This window comes from Erysipelothrix piscisicarius, from assembly GCF_003931795.1.
GTDB classification, from domain to species: Bacteria; Bacillota_I; Bacilli_A; order Erysipelotrichales; family Erysipelotrichaceae; genus Erysipelothrix; species Erysipelothrix piscisicarius.
In genome coordinates this window covers 1,656,381-1,673,754 of the sequence record NZ_CP034234.1, presented here as the reverse complement: position 1 = coordinate 1,673,754, position 17,374 = coordinate 1,656,381, and the positions used below count along the sequence as shown (strand labels likewise).

Here is a 17,374-nt window from a genome sequence, read left to right as displayed (position 1 = left end):
GCTCGAAGCATTGGGATTCGCTTTTTATTGATTCATAATGTGCTAAATAGAATTGAACCTTAGGCTCTAATTTCTATGTGCATGGATACCGTCAAACATATTTTTAAGACGTAAGTGCAAGAACTTAACTTGAGTTTCAGTGAGTGCAACTGGAGGTTTGTGTCCATCAACCGTACCTAAATGTGTTTGAATTTTTCCATCTTTATCAATCGCTACAACAAAAGGTACATATCCATTTGATCGGAGTGCTTCAGGAAGTTGTTTATCCCAATCAGACAACCGTTTTTTCAAGTCATCGCTATTACTGTATTCTGAATTTTGAACATCCAACATCATAATTTCAGGCTTAATTTCGATTCCTTGTTCTTTGTAGCTTGCTTCTAAGTCTGTTATCACTGTTTCCATTTCGGGAACAAGGGCAACACACCATGGACAATCAGCATAACCGATATAGTAAATACCTTCCTTAGAATCTTCTAAGTTTTTGATGATCGTTTCAGAATCAGTTGTTACGTAGTGATGATCTTTCTTGGTGAATCCTTTATAATCTTTCATGAGATTATTTGAGGTGCAACCTGTTAATACGAAAATTGAAACGAGTAGGACGAGTAATGTTTTTTTCATAATGACCTCCTTAGTCTCTTAAATTATAAAACTTTTTTCTAAAATTGCAAGATAAACATAGTCGATATATATGTTAAGTATGTTGGTAGAAAAGAGAATGAGGTGTGGTATAATTATTACTAAGTAAGGCAGGGATTTATATGACATATTTTAAGTGTCCTAATTGTGGACAAGCATTGGAAGAACAGGAACGATCTTACGTTTGTTCTAAGGGTCATCAGTTTGATCGAGCCAAGAGTGGTTATGTAAATTTACTCATGTCCCAAAAAGATAAAATGAAGCAACATGGTGATGATAAGCTGATGGTTCGTGCTCGGAGAGAATTTTTAGATAAAGGATACTACGGATTATTGCTTGATCAAATCAAGAATGTCTTTGATAGGTTCTCGAGTAATCACATTTTGGATGCGGGTTGCGGTGAGTGTTGGTATACGGAATCGTTACTCAAGTCAGGACGAACGGTTTATGGTGTTGATATTTCAAAGAATGCCGTTGATTTGGGATCAAAACGAAACTCAGATTTGATGCTTGCAGTGGGAAGTACCTTTGATTTACCGATCATTGATGATTCATTCGATGCATGCTTATCTGTTTTTGCTCCTTTTAAGATTGAAGAAATCTTTCGGGTTTTAAAAGACGATGGGATCTTTGTTCAGGTATTTCCACTTGCGAATCATTTGATGGAACTCAAAGAAATCGTCTATGATCAGCCTTATGCAAACGATGTTGACGTGAAAATGTATGAAGGATTCCAATTACTCGATGTGATGCAAATTAAGGGACCCATAGAAATAACCTCAACCGAGGATATTTTAAATGTTTTCAAGATGACTCCTTATGCCCATCGTACACCCAAAGAAAATATTGAAAGACTGACGAAGTATTCACACTTAAATGTAGGCTTAGAATTTGGTCTTGCAATCTATAGAAAAGAGAAATTATGAAAAGACCTCAGTTTATCGAAGAGTTGGTAGTGAGCAATGCTCGTGTACTCTTTTCGGAATTAAAGCGTAATACACGTTATGAATCATGTTTAATTTATCAAGATCACGCATTAGTAAAGTGTGAACAAGTCTGTTTTAGTAAATGTGAATTTGAAATGGATGCGTGTGATCGTGCCGAATTGCTGGATGTTGTGTTTGATCGTTGTGATCTAAGTAATCATTCTTTACAAAAAAGTTATCTTTACCGCTGTGAATTTTTGTCCTGTAAGTTAATGGCGAGTGAAATTTACGATAGCAAAGTTAAGGATGTGTTATTTAAAGATACACTGATGAATTTTATGAATTTGTCACAATCAAGTTTTGAAAATGTCGTGTTTGAGGGATGCCGACTTAATGAGACATCCTTGATGATGGCAAAATATAAGAATATGAAGTTTAACGATTGCGAGCTTACAGGATTAAATCTCTCGGATACGCGCTGTAACGCTTTAGATTTAACGACTTGCACCTTTGATACGATTGTATATTCTCCCTCACTTATAAAAGGAATGCGCATTCGTGCTGATCAAGCAAGTGCGTTGATTGGTTATCTCGGTTTAATTATTGATTAACGAAAGGTGGTATTAAATATGAATTTTATTGCTTCGCTTTTTAAAACTAAAACTCCTAAACACATATTAGAGGTCCGTAATCAGAAGGCATTTGAAAATTATTTCTTAAATCTGTTACCGCTGTTGGGTTATGATTCGATTCAAGTTCCTGAGGCGAAGTATGCCCATGGCGTTCATGTTGTTGCAAAGAAAGATGGGATGCGTTGTGCATTTAAAATCGTATTTAATCCTAAGGAAGTAGGGACCGATCCGATTTCAGAGCTCGCGGCTGCTTTGGTGTTTCATAAGGCGAAGATTGGTATTGTTGTTACCAATGGTGTTTTCACTGAAAAAGCTGAACAGTATTCAAACATAAAACGCATTAATCTGTGGGATGTTTATCACTTAGATAAATTAGAATCGCGATCAAATCTTTACGAGGTTCATTTGAAAAAAATTATAAATAAAGCGGTTAAAAAGGCGAATCGGAAGCCCTCAATGTTATTGGCTGCGGGTTTAGTCGTAACCAATATTGTTCTCATGGCAATTGTTAAAGAAGGAACTAAAAATGAAGAGGCGTAAGACGCCTTTTTTAATGACTTGGTTTATTGACTTTTGGTGATGTTTCCACTATTATTTAAGAAAGCGATGATAAGAAATAGTAGAAAATTAAAATAGCGAAGAGAACTGATGGTTGGTGTGAATCAGTGTATTAAGATTTTTGAACTCATCTTTGAGCATAATTTCTGAATCAGTAGGAAATTACGTCCCCTGCGTTAAAGGATTGAGAGTCTATCGAATATCGATAGGAATTAAGGTGGTACCGCGAGCAATTCGTCCTTTAGAGGTACTTTTTTTATGTTATAGGAGGATAAAAAATGTATAACCATTTAAAAATTGAGAAAAAATGGCAAAAATATTGGGATGAACATGAAACGTTTAAGACAGATGTTCATAACTTTGATTTACCAAAATATTATGTTTTAGACATGTTCCCATATCCATCAGGAAATGGACTTCATGTAGGGCATCCACGTGGGTATACTGCGACGGATGTAATTGCACGTTATAAACGCATGAATGGTTTTAATGTCTTACACCCTATGGGATGGGATGCTTTTGGTCTACCTGCAGAGCAATTTGCCTTGAAAACTGGAAATCATCCAAATGAATTTACAAAACAAAATATCGCGCACTTTACTGATCAAATTAAAAGTCTTGGTCTTTCTTATGATTGGAGTCGTGAGATTTCCACAACAGATCCAGGTTACTACAAATGGACTCAATGGATCTTTACAAAGCTTTATGACATGGGATTGGCTTACGTTGATGAGAAACCCGTAAACTTCTGTCCTGAATTGGGAACCGTTCTTGCGAATGAAGAAGTCATTGACGGTAAGAGTGAAGTGGGTGGTTTTGATGTAATTCGTATGCCAATGCGTCAATGGGTCTTAAAAATTACGGAATACGCAGATCGTTTATTGGAAGATTTGGATTTAGTCGAATGGCCAGATTCAACAAAAGAAATGCAAATTAACTGGATCGGTCGCTCTGAAGGGTCGAATGTTATCTTTAAAATTGCAGATCATGATAAAGAATTTACAGTATTTACAACGCGTGCAGATACGTTATTTGGAAATACATATTGTGTTCTTGCTCCAGAACATCCTTTTGTTAAGGAAATTACAACGCCAGATAATATCGATGAAGTAAATGCTTATGTTGAGAAAGTGTTGCATAAGTCTGATTTAGAACGTACTGAACTCAATAAAGAAAAATCAGGTGTATTTACAGGAGCATATGCCATTAATCCTGTAAATGGAAAAAAGGTTCCAATTTACATCGCAGATTATGTTCTCGCAGCATACGGTACGGGTGCAATTATGGCAGTACCTGCACACGATACACGTGATTTTGAGTTTGCTAAGAAATACAATCTTGAGATTATTCCAGTGATTGAAGGTGGCGATACTTCTGTAGAAGCGTACACTGGAGATGGAATTCATATCAATTCTGGATTCTTAGATGGTATGGGTAAGGATGAAGCAATAGAAACAATGCAAGCGTGGTTGGTTGAGAATGGTTACGGAGAAGCGAAAACTACGTACAAACTTCGTGATTGGTTATTCTCAAGACAACGTTATTGGGGAGAGCCAATTCCAATTGTTCATTTAGAAGATGGAACCATGCGTACAGTTGAACTTGATGAACTTCCTCTTGAACTTCCTGAGGTTGAAAATTACAAACCAGCGAGTGATGGTCAATCGCCACTTGCGAATGCCGGTGATTGGTTGGACGTAACGTTTGCGGATGGCACAAAAGGACGCCGAGAAACAAATACAATGCCACAATGGGCAGGATCTTGCTGGTACTACTTACGTTATATTGATCCAGAAAATAATGATGCAATCGGTGATCCAGAACTTCTAAAACATTGGATGCCTGTGGATCTTTATATGGGTGGCTCGGAGCATGCTGTTCTCCACCTTCTTTATGCACGATTCTGGCATAAGGTCCTATTTGACCTAGGTGTTGTGGATACCAAAGAACCATTTGGTAAACTTTATCACCAAGGGATGATTCTCGGTGCTAATAATGAGAAGATGAGTAAGTCACGAGGAAATGTTGTGAATCCTGATGATATCGTAGAAAGTCATGGTGCGGATGCTCTTCGTGTTTACGAAATGTTCATGGGCCCCTTAGATGGCGCTATTGCATGGAGTACACGTGGCCTTGATGGAATTCGTAAATGGCTTGATCGTGTCTACCGTTTAATGGTTGAGTCCGATAAGATTACGGAAACTAATGATGGTAGCCTTGATTTTGTATATAACCAAACGGTTCAAAAAGTTACACATGATATTGAAACATTTGGTATGAATACTGCAATTTCACAGTTGATGATTTTTGTGAATGAAGCATATAAAGCAGAGACATTGTATAAAGATTACGCTCTCGGATTTATTAAAATGCTTGCATGTTTTGCACCGCATTTGGGTGAAGAACTTTATGAAATTGTGTCTGGGAATGGCGATATTAGCTATGAACCATGGCCAAAGTTTGATCCAAGTAAATTAGTGCTTGATGAATTAGAAATTGTTGTTCAAATTAATGGGAAAGTACGTGCTAAATTTATTGCACCTAATAATTTACCAGAAGATGAATTAAAAGCTCTTGTATATGATCAAGCACAAGTTCAAAAAAATCTTGAAGGTATGACCGTTATCAAAGAAATTGTGATTAAGAATAAGATTGTTAATTTGGTTGTGAAGCCAAACTAAAACAGACGAAAGTCTGTTTTTTTATTTTTAAAAGGGAAATCAATGATTTTGAATTAATTAGAAGTGGGTGATTTATGAAAGGTATTGTTTTAGCGTATGGCTATACTGTTGTGATGATGATGCTCTTGGCCCTGATGGTTTCCTATTCTGTCTTTAAGCGTGATTACCAACAAAAACGATTCCAATATCGCAATGCTTTAGAAACGTTAATGACAGAAATGCAACCCACTGATCATCTCGAGTCGAAGTTTTTAAATCTTATGAAAGATCAACAGGGGGAGGTTCTTGATATTACATACCATTTTTATCCAAAATTAATCCAAGTCATGTATAAAACAAAAATAGCAGGCTGGGAAGTTACCTTTGGAGAATTAATGATTGAGGAGGGATTTTAGTATAAAAAAAAGAGTTTTTTTGGCGGTGCTATCTATTATTATGCTGGGGAGTTTGGTTGAAATTATGACGCGAATTCGGTGTCAATTTGAAAAAGTATATCGTCTTAATACGGATTTAGTGCAACGAGAAAAAATTGAAGCGCATCATTTGGAAGAAATATCAATTCCAAAGAAAATTCTTAATGAAACGATGATCCGTACAAAGGAAAATATCGTTGGACGATATGTACGTTTAGGTCATACTCTTTACAAAGGGCAAATTTTGGATCGTCGTGATTTTGAGCATTTTGATGATTCACAAGGTAAGTCGCTATTATTACTTGAACCTGAAGAGGTGCTAATGAGTGCGGAAGCATCAATGGTAAATACGGGTGGTAATCTCTTGAGGGCCGGTGATTACGTGAATCTAAGCGTACGAGTGCGAGAGTTTGATGGCTCAGGGAAGATAATTCCATTATTAAAAGGAGTGCGTATTGTGAATGTACGTGATCGTGATGGACATGAGATTGAAGCCGGAAAACAACCCAATGTACTTAGTTTTGCAATCCCGCAAAAATTAGAGAATATTGTTCATAAAGCATTGGAAATGGGTGACTTGTCAGTCGTTATTTGTAGCGGGATTCCTCACGTTATTAATGATCTACAAAAAGAGGTGGTTGAACATTTTAACATCAATCTTTGATTTTGGACCCTTAACCCCATTTGTGGAAGATGAAAATATTACAGATATTAATTTTAATGGCGTTGATTTATGGATCGATGATCTTGTGAGAGGTAGACTCGTTCATCGTAATTTTTCCAGTCACGAAGTCATGTGGAGGATTTGTTCACGTCTGTCAAACATCGTTAATTTACCCTTTAATCAGCAACACCCTGTCTTAGAAACGGATTTTAATCATTTGCGGATAAGTGTGATTCATCCAAGCATTACCCGATTTTTAAGCGTTTCGATTCGAAAGACAACTTATAAACTACGTTTAAGTGAATCGTATATTGGGGCTTCCTCATATATGAGCATATCGGCGTTAAAATTTCTGAAATATGCAGTTCGGTCTAAGTGTAATATTTTAGTGAGTGGACTGCCTGGAGCTGGGAAAACAGAACTTATAAAGTTTTTAGCGGGATATATTAGTCGTGATGAACGAATTATTACAATCGAGGATTCCTATGAATTGCATCTTAAACAAATCTACCCAACGCTCGATACTGTTGAAATTACGGTTGATGAACGATTTAGCTATTCGCATGCAATTAAAGCGTGTTTGCGACAAAGACCGAATTGGCTATTATTGAGTGAAGTTCGCGGTGCTGAGATTGTTGATTTATTGAGGTGTATTTCAACGGGTGCAAGTGTAATGAGTACAGTGCATGCTCGAAGTGCAATGGAAATACCAGATCGGATTCAGCAAATGACACCTGTTACAGAATACATCAATGAACAGAAAATATTTGACGCGATTAATATTGGGATTCATATTGATTTAAAAATATGCGCGAATGGCATTCAACGATTTATTCGTGAAATTGTAGTTTTTACACGAGAAGGTCACTATCGTCTCTATTCTTTTAAAGGAAAACGGCTTCAGGCCAAAATACCAGAGTTGATTAAAGAAAAAGCAGAATTGTATGGTGTCAAATGGTGATACTTATAGGAATCTTACTAATTTATATCTACAAAAATCGTAGTGATTTTAGTCAAGCAATAAAACGCATCACAAAACCACATCTTTATACCGGCATGGATAAAATGTGCACATTGTATCTTATGGGAGCGATTTTATTATTGTTGATTATTTATCTAGGGACGATATTCAAACTAAAAGCCACTCTCATTCTACTCCTAAGTGGATTCGCATTATGCTGTGGTGTGTTTCAACTTCACATTCTTTGCTGTTATCAAAATCAGAAAATTGCCTTTGAGTCGCTGTATCTATTTTTAAGTTCGAATGCATCTTTTTTTCGAAACTGGGAGAAAGCCTTGCCATGCTTAGAACACCTTGCAAGCATCGAACCTGAATTTCACTGCTATACCGAAGTTATTCTAGAGGCGATAAATTCGGGAGAATCATTGATACAAGCTTATAAACGCGTCTCTCCACATTACTTAGTTGTGACCCTTGCGGTGATCATGGAGATGGCTGAAACATATGGAAATGCGGGTCTTGATCACGCACTTCTTAGTTATGAGGAAGATCTCGATCAATGGAAGGTATACACTGAGAAGTTAAATCAAGAACTTTTGGGAATGCGATTAAAAGTTTTGCTTCTTATAGTAATGAGTGTAGGGATTGCTTATCTTTCAATTGGAATGCTACGTGAGACCGTACCCATTAATCATTCTTTGTTTTACCAATACACAGTGACTGGATTTCTTATCGTAATTTTAATTGTATTGATGGAAACCATGAAAGGGATGAAGGCATCATGGATTTGTGAGGAAGAATGTATTGATTAGAATGTGTGTGAGTTTCGTTTATATTTTCTTTATTCATGCCGTCAAAGATCCTTTATTTGATGCGCTGTTGCTTCGTAGATATCATCGATTTAAACGGATAACACAAGAAAATCCATCAACGTACATGAAACTTCATAAGAACCTCATGTTTATACTTGTTCCATTTATTTTAGTTGGTGGAAAAGTTCTTTTGAGTGGTATCATAATACTTCTGCTTTTAGAGGGAATGATTTACTTGAACGTCTATCGTCAGTATAAAAAACAACTTGAGCTGTTACTCTATGAGTTTCCAATGTGGTTAAGAGAACTGCAGTGCCTTTTAGCGTACAATACGGTTTATCAAGCAATTAAGTTGAGTTATCCCATTGCCCCAAAATCATTGCGCGGCTCGATTAAAGAACTTGTAAGAGGTATTGAGGTACAGCCATCTTCGATTGGTCCATATCATAATTTCCTAAAAGACTATGATAGTTTAGAGGTGAGAAAGGTTATGAAGGTGCTTCATCGCGTCAGCGTCTCAGGAACCAATGATGCAAACATACGGCTCAATGCCATGATTGTCGAGTCGCATCATTGGTTAATGTTTTCTCGAAATCAAAAAAAAGAAGTAAGAATAACCCATGTGAGTGCGCTGGGATTAATTCCACTAATTTGTGTAGGCTTATTGTTTTTACTTTTAATGGGACTTGTGGTTGTCTCACTTATGGAAGGGGGGTGAGTTGTATAAAAGCATTTTTTGAGGAATATGGTTTGGTCCTTGTGGTAACAGTCATTGCTACGGGGATGATCGTCTTTTCGAATGAATTTAAAGACGTGCTCAAAACTACACTACTTAATCAGTGGCAAACAATGACAACACGTAATTAATGAAACAAGCCCTTGAAGGATACCTACAAATCTTAATACTGATGCTTTCGATGTGTTTTTTTCTTTGTATTGTTGATTTGAATCGAAACCAAAATAACTTGGCGCTGTGTAAGGAACACGTGATTTCGAGAATGAACCATTTTCACAGTATAAAAATCAACACATCGGATTTAGAGATGTGCAAAGGCACCTCAATTCAAGTTGCACAAGAAGGTGAGCGATACCGGATCATACTTATGAAAAACATTTCTTTGTTCTTCATAGACTTACCGATGAAATTGGAAGATTTCTGGCTTACGTACATGATACAGACATGATTTTCTGTATCATGAATTATAGAATAATATGATGAAATGGTGTATGGTAATTATGAAAAGAGGTAAGGCTATGATCTTAACAATCGATGTTGGTAACTCAAATACTGTTCTAATTGGTTATGTTGATAACGAAAGCGTTTATAAAAAAAGAGTAATCACAGAAAAAAAAGATGTACTTAAATACTATACTTCAGTTTTTGAAACGATTGAAACGAAGGTTGATGCTGTAGTCCTTTCAAGTGTTGTACCAAGTATCACTCAAGCAATTATGGATGTTTTGGTAAAACAGTTTCAATGTGATATTCATTGTGTGTCAATCGAAAACACCAAAAACTTTAGGGTTAAATTAGATAAACCTCATGAAATAGGTGCGGATTTCATTGCGACGGCTGTTGGTGCTTATGCACAATATCAAGCGCCGATGATAATTGCAGATATTGGAAGTGCATCAAAATTAAGTGTGATTGACGCGGATGGTTCCTTTATGGGTGGTGCAATTATTCCAGGTTTACAAACATCACTGGATGCGTTAATACAATATATTCCCCACCTTCCGGAGGTGGCGTTGGACATCCCAGTCCATGTGATTGGAACCAATACAGAGCATTGTATTCAATCGGGGATTACATATGGATTAATAGCTCAAATAAGCGGACTTGCAATGATGATGGAGAAAGAATTGGGCATGGAATGCACCAAAATCATTACGGGCGGGTATGCTCAACTTATCCATAGCCAAATGAAAGAATTTATTTATAATCGTGATTTACTGAATGACGGATTGAGAATTCTGTATCAACGAAGGGATTTGAAATCAACAAGTATCATTAATGACAATGAATAGTGAACATGATATAGTTTGTTTCCGAACTTTCGATAAGTTTATGAATGGAGTAACGTATGGTATTTAAACTAATATTATTTATTTTAATCCTAGTCATAGTATTGATCGTTTATGGAATGATTGCGTACTATTGGCTTAAAACAAAACAGATTAATGTAAAAGACTTTAAAATTAAAAAAGAAATTCCCGAACAATTGCGTGGAAAGCGAATTATCTTCCTGTCTGATTTTCAATTCGATCATCGTGCCCGTAATTTTCTGGACCATGCAGCCCAAAACGTAGTCGATAAAACAAATCAGCTTGAACCAGACTTAGTCATTCTTGGTGGGGATTATATTCATCAAAAACATCGTAGAAACACACGAATTTTTGATTACTTAAAAGAAATTGAAGCACCTAAAATTGGAGTTCTTGGTAATCATGATTATCGTGATCTTGAAACATCGCTTGAAGGTTTGAAATACGCTGACGTTCAGGTGATTAAGAACGAAACAGTTCGATTTCATGGTATGAATATCATCGGTGTGGATGACTATAAACGCGGTAAAATAAAACTTCCTGAGTATGATAACAGTCTGAATCTTCTTGTTACACATAACCCTGATTATGCACCCAAACTCAGTAAGGGTGCTGATATTGACATCGCATTAGCGGGTCATCTCCATGGTGGACAACTAACATTCTTTGGTCTCTATGCTCCAGCTGCGAATCATAGTGAGTATGGACAGCGCTATCGCTACGGAATGGTCCATGATGACCATATGAGTATCTATATAACTTCAGGTGTTGGAGGAACGGTGTATGTCCTTCCGATGCGTCTCTTTGCTCGACCTGAAATTGTTGTCATCGATTTTTAAACAAGACCAATTGCATTCGCAGTTGGTTTTTTTGTGGAGAATGGACAAAAATCACAAAACTACTTCATCTGTCGTAGTAGATGTGTTATATTTACTACGACAGATGAAGTAGAGGTGGTTTAATGTTAAGTAGTGATGTAATGCGTGGATACAATGATACGATTGTTCTTTATATCTTACGCACAAATGATTCCTATGGATATGAAATTGGTCAAAAAATCCAAGAGCTATCCAATCGAAAGTACATAATAAAAGAAACAACGCTCTATTCCACATTTGCGCGTCTCGAGAAAAATGGGTATATCAAATCTTACAGCGGTGGTGACGAAACCAAAGGACGCCAACGAACGTACTATCATATTACAGATTTAGGAAATCAATACTATCTAGAGAAGTGTGTCGAGTGGAAGCTCGTAAAAGAAATTATTGATATTTTTACACAAAATCAGGAGGACACCTTATGAATCAAATATTAGATTATATCGAAGTGATGTTTAAATCACTGCCACAAACAGATGAAGTTGTAAAACTAAAAATGAACCTAACAGACTCAATGGAATTAAAATTCAATCAGTATATTGAAGAAGGAAAAGGAGAGTCGGAAGCAATTGGTTTGGTAATTGGAGAGTTTGGCAGTATTGATGAACTGAAAGAGGCCTTAGATTTAAACATGGCTGATGATGAAGTGAATGTTTATCTGGAAGCTACACGAGTTGAAGCATATCTCAACTTTATTAAGCGATTCGCGATGATGATTTCATTAGGAGTTGCGGTCATTATGGTTGGTGTAGGCGCAACAGCGTCTTTCAATAATTTAATAATTTTCTTTTTATCTCTGATTGTGGGTGTAACCCTCTTTGTATACTATGGCATGATCTATGCAACCTATTACGATATTACGAATAAAGGGATTGTGGACTCAGTTCAATATCAACGAATTGATCAAATCCAAAAAGACAATCAACCTTCATTTATTCGTTCAATTGTTTTGGGTGTTGCCCTCTGTATCATCGCAGTGTTTTCAGTTGTGTATTTGGAAGAATATTTGTTGGTTAGCGAGTACGCACCTTTAGTGTTTATGAGTATTACCGCAGTTGCGGTCGTATTATTTATTAATGCGGGTGTTAATAAAACTCATATTGATGCACTGACAACACGTTATGAGTGGGCTAAAAGTAAGGCGCAGTCTTCAAGTTTAAAAGAAACATTAGAACGGGAAGAGCGACTTGAAAACATAACGGGAATTCTAATGGGGTTAGCGTCAATGGTTTACCTTATTCTTGGCTTCACCATGAACTTATGGCATCCCGGTTGGATTATCTTTCCAATAATTGCCTTAGTTGGAGAATTAATTAAAAGCATAAAAAAAGAATAAACAAAAGTTTATTCTTTTTTACTAAGATATTGATCCCAAGCGTGTGAACCTCGTAAAACAAGATCCTTAGTCTCTTCGAAATCTCCGGTATAATAAGGATCTGGAACCTCATGTCCTTTTAAGTCATCAACTTGATCCAAAAACAAATGAATCTTGTGTTCAGTACCTTTGGTTGCGATTTTTAAAAGATTTTGGATATTGCTTTTGTCCATTCCGATGATACAGTCATAGTGATAGAAATCTTCAATTGTGATTTGTGAAGAGGTCATACCCTTACAGGAAATTCCCATCGCTTCTAAAATCGATGCAGTTCCAGGGTGGACCGGATTTCCATGCTCCCAAGAACTCGTTGCTGCTGATTTCACGACATACTTATCTCCATATAAATCTTTAAAAATTCCTTCTGCCATCGGAGAACGGCAAATATTACCTAGACATACAAATAAAATATGTTTCATAATTCACCTCTACTATATTATAGCAGTTATAATTTTCAATGTTAGTGGACTCAACGCTACGGGAACAAGTCCTGTAAGAATGAGAGATAAAGTCGCCATTGTTCCTTGTAACTCACCCATCTCAATTGCTTTAGAAGTTCCTACTGCATGTGCGGCAGTTCCTAAAGCAAGACCTTGCGCTAAGGGATTATCGATGTGAAAGACCTTATTAAGAATTGGAGCAAGTGCGGCACCAAGGATTCCAGTCACAATCACAATGCATATTGTAAGCGTCTTAAGACCACCTAAACTCAGCGCAACATCTGCGGCGATTGCGGTCGTTACAGATTTTGGAATAACAGTTGCAATCATTTGAGAATCAAGATTTAAAACTAAAGATAAAATCAGAATACACACTGCGTGTACAATGACACCGGTTAGCGTACTTATCAAGACTAATTTTTTATATTTTTTGAGGAGATCAAGATTATTATAAAGGGGAATTGCGAGGGCTACAGTTGCGGGCCCAATTAACGCTGTTAAAAATTTTCCACCTTGGTTATAATTTTCGTAGTCAATACCAAATACCGTGAGCATTACAATAATTGCTAGGGAAGTAATAAGAAGTGGATTTAATAGCGGGGACTTAAACTTTTTTTGTAGTTTTTGAGAACCTAAATAAACACCGAAAGTTAGTGCAAGACCAAATAAAGGATTGTTAAAGAGTGAATTCATCATTAATGCACTCCCTTCTTATTTAAAAACTCTGCGACAAGAACTGTAACGATATAGGTAATCAAGGTCGAACAAATTAAGATGATCGTAATATTTATCCATGATTTTTGAATAATATCAAAGTAAGGCATAATTCCAACCGTTGCAGGTACAAAGAGAAATGCCATATTATTTTTAAGCCACGAACCAGATTCCTCAACGTGCTTGACTTTAATAAGTTTAAATTGAAGTGCACCGAATAAAAGAAAAAGCCCAACGATACTTCCTGGAACTGGAAGATGAAGGAGGGTTGTAAGTGTTTCGCCAGCATAAGAAATCTCCTTAATAAAACTGCATACATTTTATCACTTTTCCGAAGTATTGTGTAAAAAAAACATGATGTTATCGCTTTCTGTAGAAATTATTTGTATGGAGAAAGATGTGAGCACAAAAAAAGCATCAAAAACGATGCTTATATTTTTAAATTAAATGGTGTCTCGTGTAGGACTCGAACCTACGACCCACTGATTAAAAGTCAGTTGCTCTACCACCTGAGCTAACGAGACATTATGGTGCCGACTAGAGGACTTGAACCCCCAACCTACTGATTACAAATCAGTTGCTCTACCAATTGAGCTAAGTCGGCAGTTTGAGCAAAAAAAAATGGTGGAGGTTAACGGGCTCGAACCGCTGACCCTCTGCTTGTAAGGCAGATGCTCTCCCAACTGAGCTAAACCTCCGAATTACTTCCTTAATGCTTTACTATATTAACAAACAAACTGAACAATGTAAAGCAAAAAAAGTGAAAAAATGAAATATTATGGTTAAATATTCAAAACGTGATTTATTCTCCACATATTGAGGATTAAAATAACCTTAGCCTACAAATACTCACATAAGAACAGAACTAGAATGGTATAATAAAATCATGTAAGGAGATAATCATGAAGGACTATATTATTACACTAGATCAAGGAACAACAAGTTCGCGTGCCATCATTTTCGATAAAGAATACAATATTATTGCGAAAGCACAGACAGAGACCACACAGATCTATCCCAAACAAGGGTGGGTCGAACAAGACCCCATGGAAATTTGGGCGACACAAAGTGGTGTTTTAAATGAAGTTTTAGCGCGTGCGGGTATTGGACCCGAGCATATTGAAACGATTGGAATTACAAATCAACGTGAAACAACGGTTGTGTGGAATAAAAATACGGGGGGCCCCATCTATAATGCGATAGTATGGCAATGTCGTCGTACCGCTCCAATTTGTGAAGACCTCAAAGATCTCGGATTATCAGATTATATTAAAAAACATACGGGTCTAATTGTTGATGCCTATTTTTCAGGAACTAAAGTGAAATGGATTCTTGATCATGTTGAAGGGGCGCGGGAACAAGCAGATCGAGGAGAATTGTTATTTGGAACTGTTGATTCATGGCTGCTTTATAATCTCACGGGAGGCAAAATTCATGCTACAGATTATACAAATGCCTCAAGAACAATGCTCTATAATATAAGGGATTTAGAGTGGGATGACACCATCTTAAATGCATTGGATATTCCAAGGTCCATGCTGCCCCACGTGTTTGACAGCAGTCATTTATATGGCTATACAAACATTCAAGGGTATCAAATTCCAATTTCCAGTGTTGTAGGGGACCAACAAGCGGCTTTATTTGGACAGACGTGTTTCAATTCGGGAGATGTGAAAAATACATATGGAACGGGTTGCTTCTTACTTATGAACACAAAAGAACGATTTGTAGAGAGTGAGAATGGCTTGCTTACAACCATTGCGATTGGGCTAAATGGGAAGATAGAATATGCCTTAGAAGGGTCGGTGTTTATTGCGGGCGCTGTGATTCAATGGTTGCGTGACGAATTGGGGATTATTGATGATGCCTCTGATGTGGAATACTTCGCCCAAAAAGTCCGTGATTGCGGGGGTGTTTACTTTGTTCCTGCACTCACTGGTTTGGGTGCACCTTATTGGGATATGGATGCAACAGGGACCATATTTGGATTGACCCGAGGTACAAACAAAAATCACATCATTCGAGCGGCGTTAGAATCAATTGCTTTTCAAAGCTATGATATTATGAAGGCGATGGAAGAAGACTCAAACATTAACATCACATCCCTTAAAGTTGACGGCGGTGCATCAAACAATAATTTCTTGATGCAATTTCAAGCTGACCTTTTAAATGTGAATGTACAACGATCCTTTACGTCGGAGTCTACATCCCTTGGTGCTTGTTTCTTAGCGGGCTTACAGACAGGTTTTTTTAAAGATAAAGCGGCATTTATTGATGTGCGCGCAAAAAATACTTCATGGGACTCAAGAATTGATGATGAGAAACGACAACTTAAATTATCAGAGTGGCATCGTGCTATCGGAAAAACATTAACAAAAAAACACGCGCAATAAATGGAACTGACCTAGTTCCTTGGGACTAAAGAAAAAACCAAGTTAGGATGAAGTTAACCGATAATTTACGGGAGATTGATATCCTAGCTTTTCTTGTATTCGATTTTCATTGTAATATTTTAAATAGTTTATCACAGTTTGTGATACAATTTCAGTAGAACCCTTTAGTTCTGGGTTTAATTCGAATGTTTCACACTTTAGCGAGGCATGAAACGATTCGATAGGAGCATTATCAGCGGGTGTACCCTTACGGGACATACTCATGGTAATGCTTTTATTTTTTACTTTGAGTTGATACTCTTTTGATGTATAGACACTCCCTTGATCAGAATGAAGAATACATGGCTGAACGATATCCGGAAGTTGATTTAATGTATCAACCACACATTCTAGGTTTTGTCTGTCACTCAATGTAGACGCAATAATCTCACCATTATATAAATCCATGATCGTAGATAAATAGATCATCTTATGGCCATAAGGGATGTAAGTGATATCTGTCACCAATTTCTCTAGAGGACGTAGTGATTTAAAGTCGCGATTAATGATATTGGGCATAATGATCTTCGGATTTTGTTTTCGATACCGTTTGACCTTAACACGGCATTGACATTGGTGTTTCTGCATTATCTTTGAACAGTGTTCTTATTGATAATTCTTTCTTTCGAATTAATGCAGTTATTTTCGATATCCATAACGAAATTTATTTTCTTTACAAAGTTCAATTACTAATGCTTCATTGACAGAATAATTATTAGACTCTAGTTGCTCTTTTAGTCCAACGGTAATACGTTGACTTAGGTACCCCAAAAGATTCAAGATATCTTTAAGAGATACAGTGTTGCGATACTCTTCAACGAGCTTGATGATTATTTCAGGAACCACATCCTTTCTCTTCCAAATACTTTTAATAGTTCAATTTGTTGCTCCAAAGATTTAATTCTAAGTCTTTGTGTTTCTTCGACCGTGTCTCCTTCAGGCCCTTTCCAAAAGTATATTGCTTGCCTACAGGTTGAGAAAATCGATAGTGTTCACCATTTCGATACCATCTCCACCATGTTTTGACTTGTGTTACATTTTTTATTCCAAGTTCAGTCTGAATAAACCTGCTTGAGTAGCCTGCCAATTTCATTTCTATAACTTTCATCTTTGTCTCATAGCTATGCATAGTTCGTGTTCCCATATAAAAACCTCCTATATTGAACTATTTTACAATAATTCTCATACAAGAGGTTTTTT

Annotated in this window: 19 protein-coding genes, 3 tRNA genes, 1 pseudogene and 1 other annotated feature; of the genes and pseudogenes, 15 read left to right on the top strand and 8 right to left on the bottom strand. The window is 36.8% G+C overall.

Annotated features, from left to right (window positions below):
* Positions 1–66 precede the first annotated feature (66 nt).
* Positions 67–624 carry a thioredoxin domain-containing protein gene (locus EEI45_RS08320; RefSeq protein WP_125164862.1) on the bottom strand — a complete coding sequence of 186 codons (558 nt, stop codon included), beginning with the start codon at positions 622–624 and terminating at the stop codon, positions 67–69.
* A 140-nt stretch (positions 625–764) separates the two neighbouring features.
* On the opposite strand from EEI45_RS08320, the gene EEI45_RS08315 reads away from it, so the two are divergent.
* The 14 genes from EEI45_RS08315 to EEI45_RS08250 all read left to right on the top strand — a co-directional run bounded on the left by EEI45_RS08315 (position 765) and on the right by EEI45_RS08250 (position 12,549).
* Positions 765–1,568 carry a putative RNA methyltransferase gene (locus EEI45_RS08315; RefSeq protein ID WP_125164861.1) on the top strand — a complete coding sequence of 268 codons (804 nt, stop codon included), beginning with the start codon at positions 765–767 and terminating at the stop codon, positions 1,566–1,568.
* Entirely contained in the window at positions 1,565–2,179 is a 615-nt protein-coding gene (locus EEI45_RS08310) for a pentapeptide repeat-containing protein (RefSeq protein WP_125164860.1), read from the top strand. The genes EEI45_RS08315 and EEI45_RS08310 overlap by 4 nt, the downstream gene beginning before the upstream one ends.
* Before the next feature lie 18 nt (positions 2,180–2,197).
* Positions 2,198–2,740 carry a restriction endonuclease gene (locus EEI45_RS08305; RefSeq protein WP_228410356.1) on the top strand — a complete coding sequence of 181 codons (543 nt, stop codon included), beginning with the start codon at positions 2,198–2,200 and terminating at the stop codon, positions 2,738–2,740.
* Positions 2,741–2,797: 57 nt separating this feature from the next.
* Positions 2,798–3,003: a binding site (T-box leader), on the top strand.
* A gap of 33 nt (positions 3,004–3,036) precedes the next feature.
* Positions 3,037–5,439, top strand: a complete 2,403-nt coding sequence (gene leuS, locus EEI45_RS08300; RefSeq protein WP_125164859.1) for a leucine--tRNA ligase — start codon at positions 3,037–3,039, stop codon at positions 5,437–5,439.
* 74 nt (positions 5,440–5,513) lie between these two features.
* Entirely contained in the window at positions 5,514–5,834 is a 321-nt protein-coding gene (locus EEI45_RS08295) for a hypothetical protein (RefSeq protein WP_125164858.1), read from the top strand.
* A gap of 64 nt (positions 5,835–5,898) precedes the next feature.
* Positions 5,899–6,516: an SAF domain-containing protein gene (locus EEI45_RS08290; RefSeq protein ID WP_228410355.1), complete on the top strand. Its 618-nt coding sequence runs from the start codon at positions 5,899–5,901 to the stop codon at positions 6,514–6,516.
* Positions 6,491–7,477 carry a CpaF/VirB11 family protein gene (locus tag EEI45_RS08285; RefSeq protein ID WP_228410354.1) on the top strand — a complete coding sequence of 329 codons (987 nt, stop codon included), beginning with the start codon at positions 6,491–6,493 and terminating at the stop codon, positions 7,475–7,477. The genes EEI45_RS08290 and EEI45_RS08285 overlap by 26 nt, the downstream gene beginning before the upstream one ends.
* 95 nt (positions 7,478–7,572) lie before the next feature.
* Positions 7,573–8,289, top strand: coding sequence for a beta-carotene 15,15'-monooxygenase (locus tag EEI45_RS08280; protein WP_228410353.1), 717 nt, complete (start codon positions 7,573–7,575; stop codon positions 8,287–8,289).
* 1 nt (position 8,290) lies between these two features.
* On the top strand, positions 8,291–9,007 hold the full coding sequence (locus EEI45_RS08275; protein WP_228410602.1) for a hypothetical protein: 717 nt from the start codon (positions 8,291–8,293) through the stop codon (positions 9,005–9,007).
* Positions 9,004–9,156: a hypothetical protein gene (locus EEI45_RS08615; RefSeq protein ID WP_003775800.1), complete on the top strand. Its 153-nt coding sequence runs from the start codon at positions 9,004–9,006 to the stop codon at positions 9,154–9,156. The genes EEI45_RS08275 and EEI45_RS08615 overlap by 4 nt, the downstream gene beginning before the upstream one ends.
* A gap of 387 nt (positions 9,157–9,543) precedes the next feature.
* Positions 9,544–10,317, top strand: coding sequence for a type III pantothenate kinase (locus tag EEI45_RS08265; RefSeq protein WP_125164923.1), 774 nt, complete (start codon positions 9,544–9,546; stop codon positions 10,315–10,317).
* A gap of 56 nt (positions 10,318–10,373) precedes the next feature.
* Positions 10,374–11,174, top strand: coding sequence for a metallophosphoesterase (locus tag EEI45_RS08260; RefSeq protein WP_125164854.1), 801 nt, complete (start codon positions 10,374–10,376; stop codon positions 11,172–11,174).
* Between the two features lie 122 nt (positions 11,175–11,296).
* The gene (locus EEI45_RS08255) at positions 11,297–11,638 is read left to right on the top strand and encodes a PadR family transcriptional regulator (protein ID WP_125164853.1); all 342 of its coding nucleotides are present in this window, start codon (positions 11,297–11,299) and stop codon (positions 11,636–11,638) included.
* Positions 11,635–12,549: a permease prefix domain 1-containing protein gene (locus EEI45_RS08250; RefSeq protein ID WP_125164852.1), complete on the top strand. Its 915-nt coding sequence runs from the start codon at positions 11,635–11,637 to the stop codon at positions 12,547–12,549. The genes EEI45_RS08255 and EEI45_RS08250 overlap by 4 nt, the downstream gene beginning before the upstream one ends.
* Positions 12,550–12,557: 8 nt before the next feature.
* Here the strand turns inward: EEI45_RS08250 and EEI45_RS08245 are convergent, their stop codons facing one another.
* The 6 genes from EEI45_RS08245 to EEI45_RS08220 form a co-directional block, all read right to left on the bottom strand.
* A complete protein-coding gene (locus EEI45_RS08245) occupies positions 12,558–13,007 on the bottom strand; it encodes a low molecular weight protein-tyrosine-phosphatase (protein ID WP_125164851.1) in 450 nt (149 codons plus the stop codon).
* 12 nt (positions 13,008–13,019) lie between these two features.
* A complete protein-coding gene (locus EEI45_RS08240) occupies positions 13,020–13,724 on the bottom strand; it encodes an LrgB family protein (protein WP_228410352.1) in 705 nt (234 codons plus the stop codon).
* Positions 13,724–14,038 carry a CidA/LrgA family protein gene (locus EEI45_RS08235; protein ID WP_228410600.1) on the bottom strand — a complete coding sequence of 105 codons (315 nt, stop codon included), beginning with the start codon at positions 14,036–14,038 and terminating at the stop codon, positions 13,724–13,726. The genes EEI45_RS08240 and EEI45_RS08235 overlap by 1 nt, the downstream gene beginning before the upstream one ends.
* Positions 14,039–14,190: 152 nt before the next feature.
* Positions 14,191–14,266 (bottom strand) — tRNA-Lys (locus EEI45_RS08230).
* Positions 14,267–14,270: 4 nt separating this feature from the next.
* Positions 14,271–14,346 (bottom strand) — tRNA-Thr (locus EEI45_RS08225).
* A gap of 18 nt (positions 14,347–14,364) precedes the next feature.
* Positions 14,365–14,440: transfer RNA gene (locus EEI45_RS08220), tRNA-Val, on the bottom strand.
* A gap of 204 nt (positions 14,441–14,644) precedes the next feature.
* Here EEI45_RS08220 and glpK point away from each other — a divergent pair.
* Positions 14,645–16,135, top strand: a complete 1,491-nt coding sequence (gene glpK / locus EEI45_RS08215) for a glycerol kinase GlpK (protein WP_125164849.1) — start codon at positions 14,645–14,647, stop codon at positions 16,133–16,135.
* A gap of 42 nt (positions 16,136–16,177) precedes the next feature.
* Here glpK and EEI45_RS08210 read toward each other — a convergent pair.
* Positions 16,178–17,318 (bottom strand): annotated as a pseudogene (locus EEI45_RS08210) (IS3 family transposase).
* Between the last annotated feature and the right edge of the window lie 56 nt (positions 17,319–17,374).

Bases quoted from the DNA above. Each gene is read 5' to 3' on its own strand.
- EEI45_RS08320 (WP_125164862.1), bottom strand. From the start codon at position 624: ATGAAAAAAACATTACTCGTCCTACTCGTTTCAATTTTCGTATTAACA.
- EEI45_RS08315 (WP_125164861.1), top strand. From the start codon at position 765: ATGACATATTTTAAGTGTCCTAATTGTGGACAAGCATTGGAAGAACAG.
- EEI45_RS08310 (WP_125164860.1), top strand. From the start codon at position 1,565: ATGAAAAGACCTCAGTTTATCGAAGAGTTGGTAGTGAGCAATGCTCGT.
- EEI45_RS08305 (WP_228410356.1), top strand. From the start codon at position 2,198: ATGAATTTTATTGCTTCGCTTTTTAAAACTAAAACTCCTAAACACATA.
- leuS (WP_125164859.1), top strand. From the start codon at position 3,037: ATGTATAACCATTTAAAAATTGAGAAAAAATGGCAAAAATATTGGGAT.
- EEI45_RS08295 (WP_125164858.1), top strand. From the start codon at position 5,514: ATGAAAGGTATTGTTTTAGCGTATGGCTATACTGTTGTGATGATGATG.
- EEI45_RS08290 (WP_228410355.1), top strand. From the start codon at position 5,899: ATGACGCGAATTCGGTGTCAATTTGAAAAAGTATATCGTCTTAATACG.
- EEI45_RS08280 (WP_228410353.1), top strand. From the start codon at position 7,573: ATGGATAAAATGTGCACATTGTATCTTATGGGAGCGATTTTATTATTG.
- EEI45_RS08275 (WP_228410602.1), top strand. From the start codon at position 8,291: ATGTGTGTGAGTTTCGTTTATATTTTCTTTATTCATGCCGTCAAAGAT.
- EEI45_RS08265 (WP_125164923.1), top strand. From the start codon at position 9,544: ATGATCTTAACAATCGATGTTGGTAACTCAAATACTGTTCTAATTGGT.
- EEI45_RS08260 (WP_125164854.1), top strand. From the start codon at position 10,374: ATGGTATTTAAACTAATATTATTTATTTTAATCCTAGTCATAGTATTG.
- EEI45_RS08255 (WP_125164853.1), top strand. From the start codon at position 11,297: ATGTTAAGTAGTGATGTAATGCGTGGATACAATGATACGATTGTTCTT.
- EEI45_RS08250 (WP_125164852.1), top strand. From the start codon at position 11,635: ATGAATCAAATATTAGATTATATCGAAGTGATGTTTAAATCACTGCCA.
- EEI45_RS08245 (WP_125164851.1), bottom strand. From the start codon at position 13,007: ATGAAACATATTTTATTTGTATGTCTAGGTAATATTTGCCGTTCTCCG.
- EEI45_RS08240 (WP_228410352.1), bottom strand. From the start codon at position 13,724: ATGATGAATTCACTCTTTAACAATCCTTTATTTGGTCTTGCACTAACT.
- glpK (WP_125164849.1), top strand. From the start codon at position 14,645: ATGAAGGACTATATTATTACACTAGATCAAGGAACAACAAGTTCGCGT.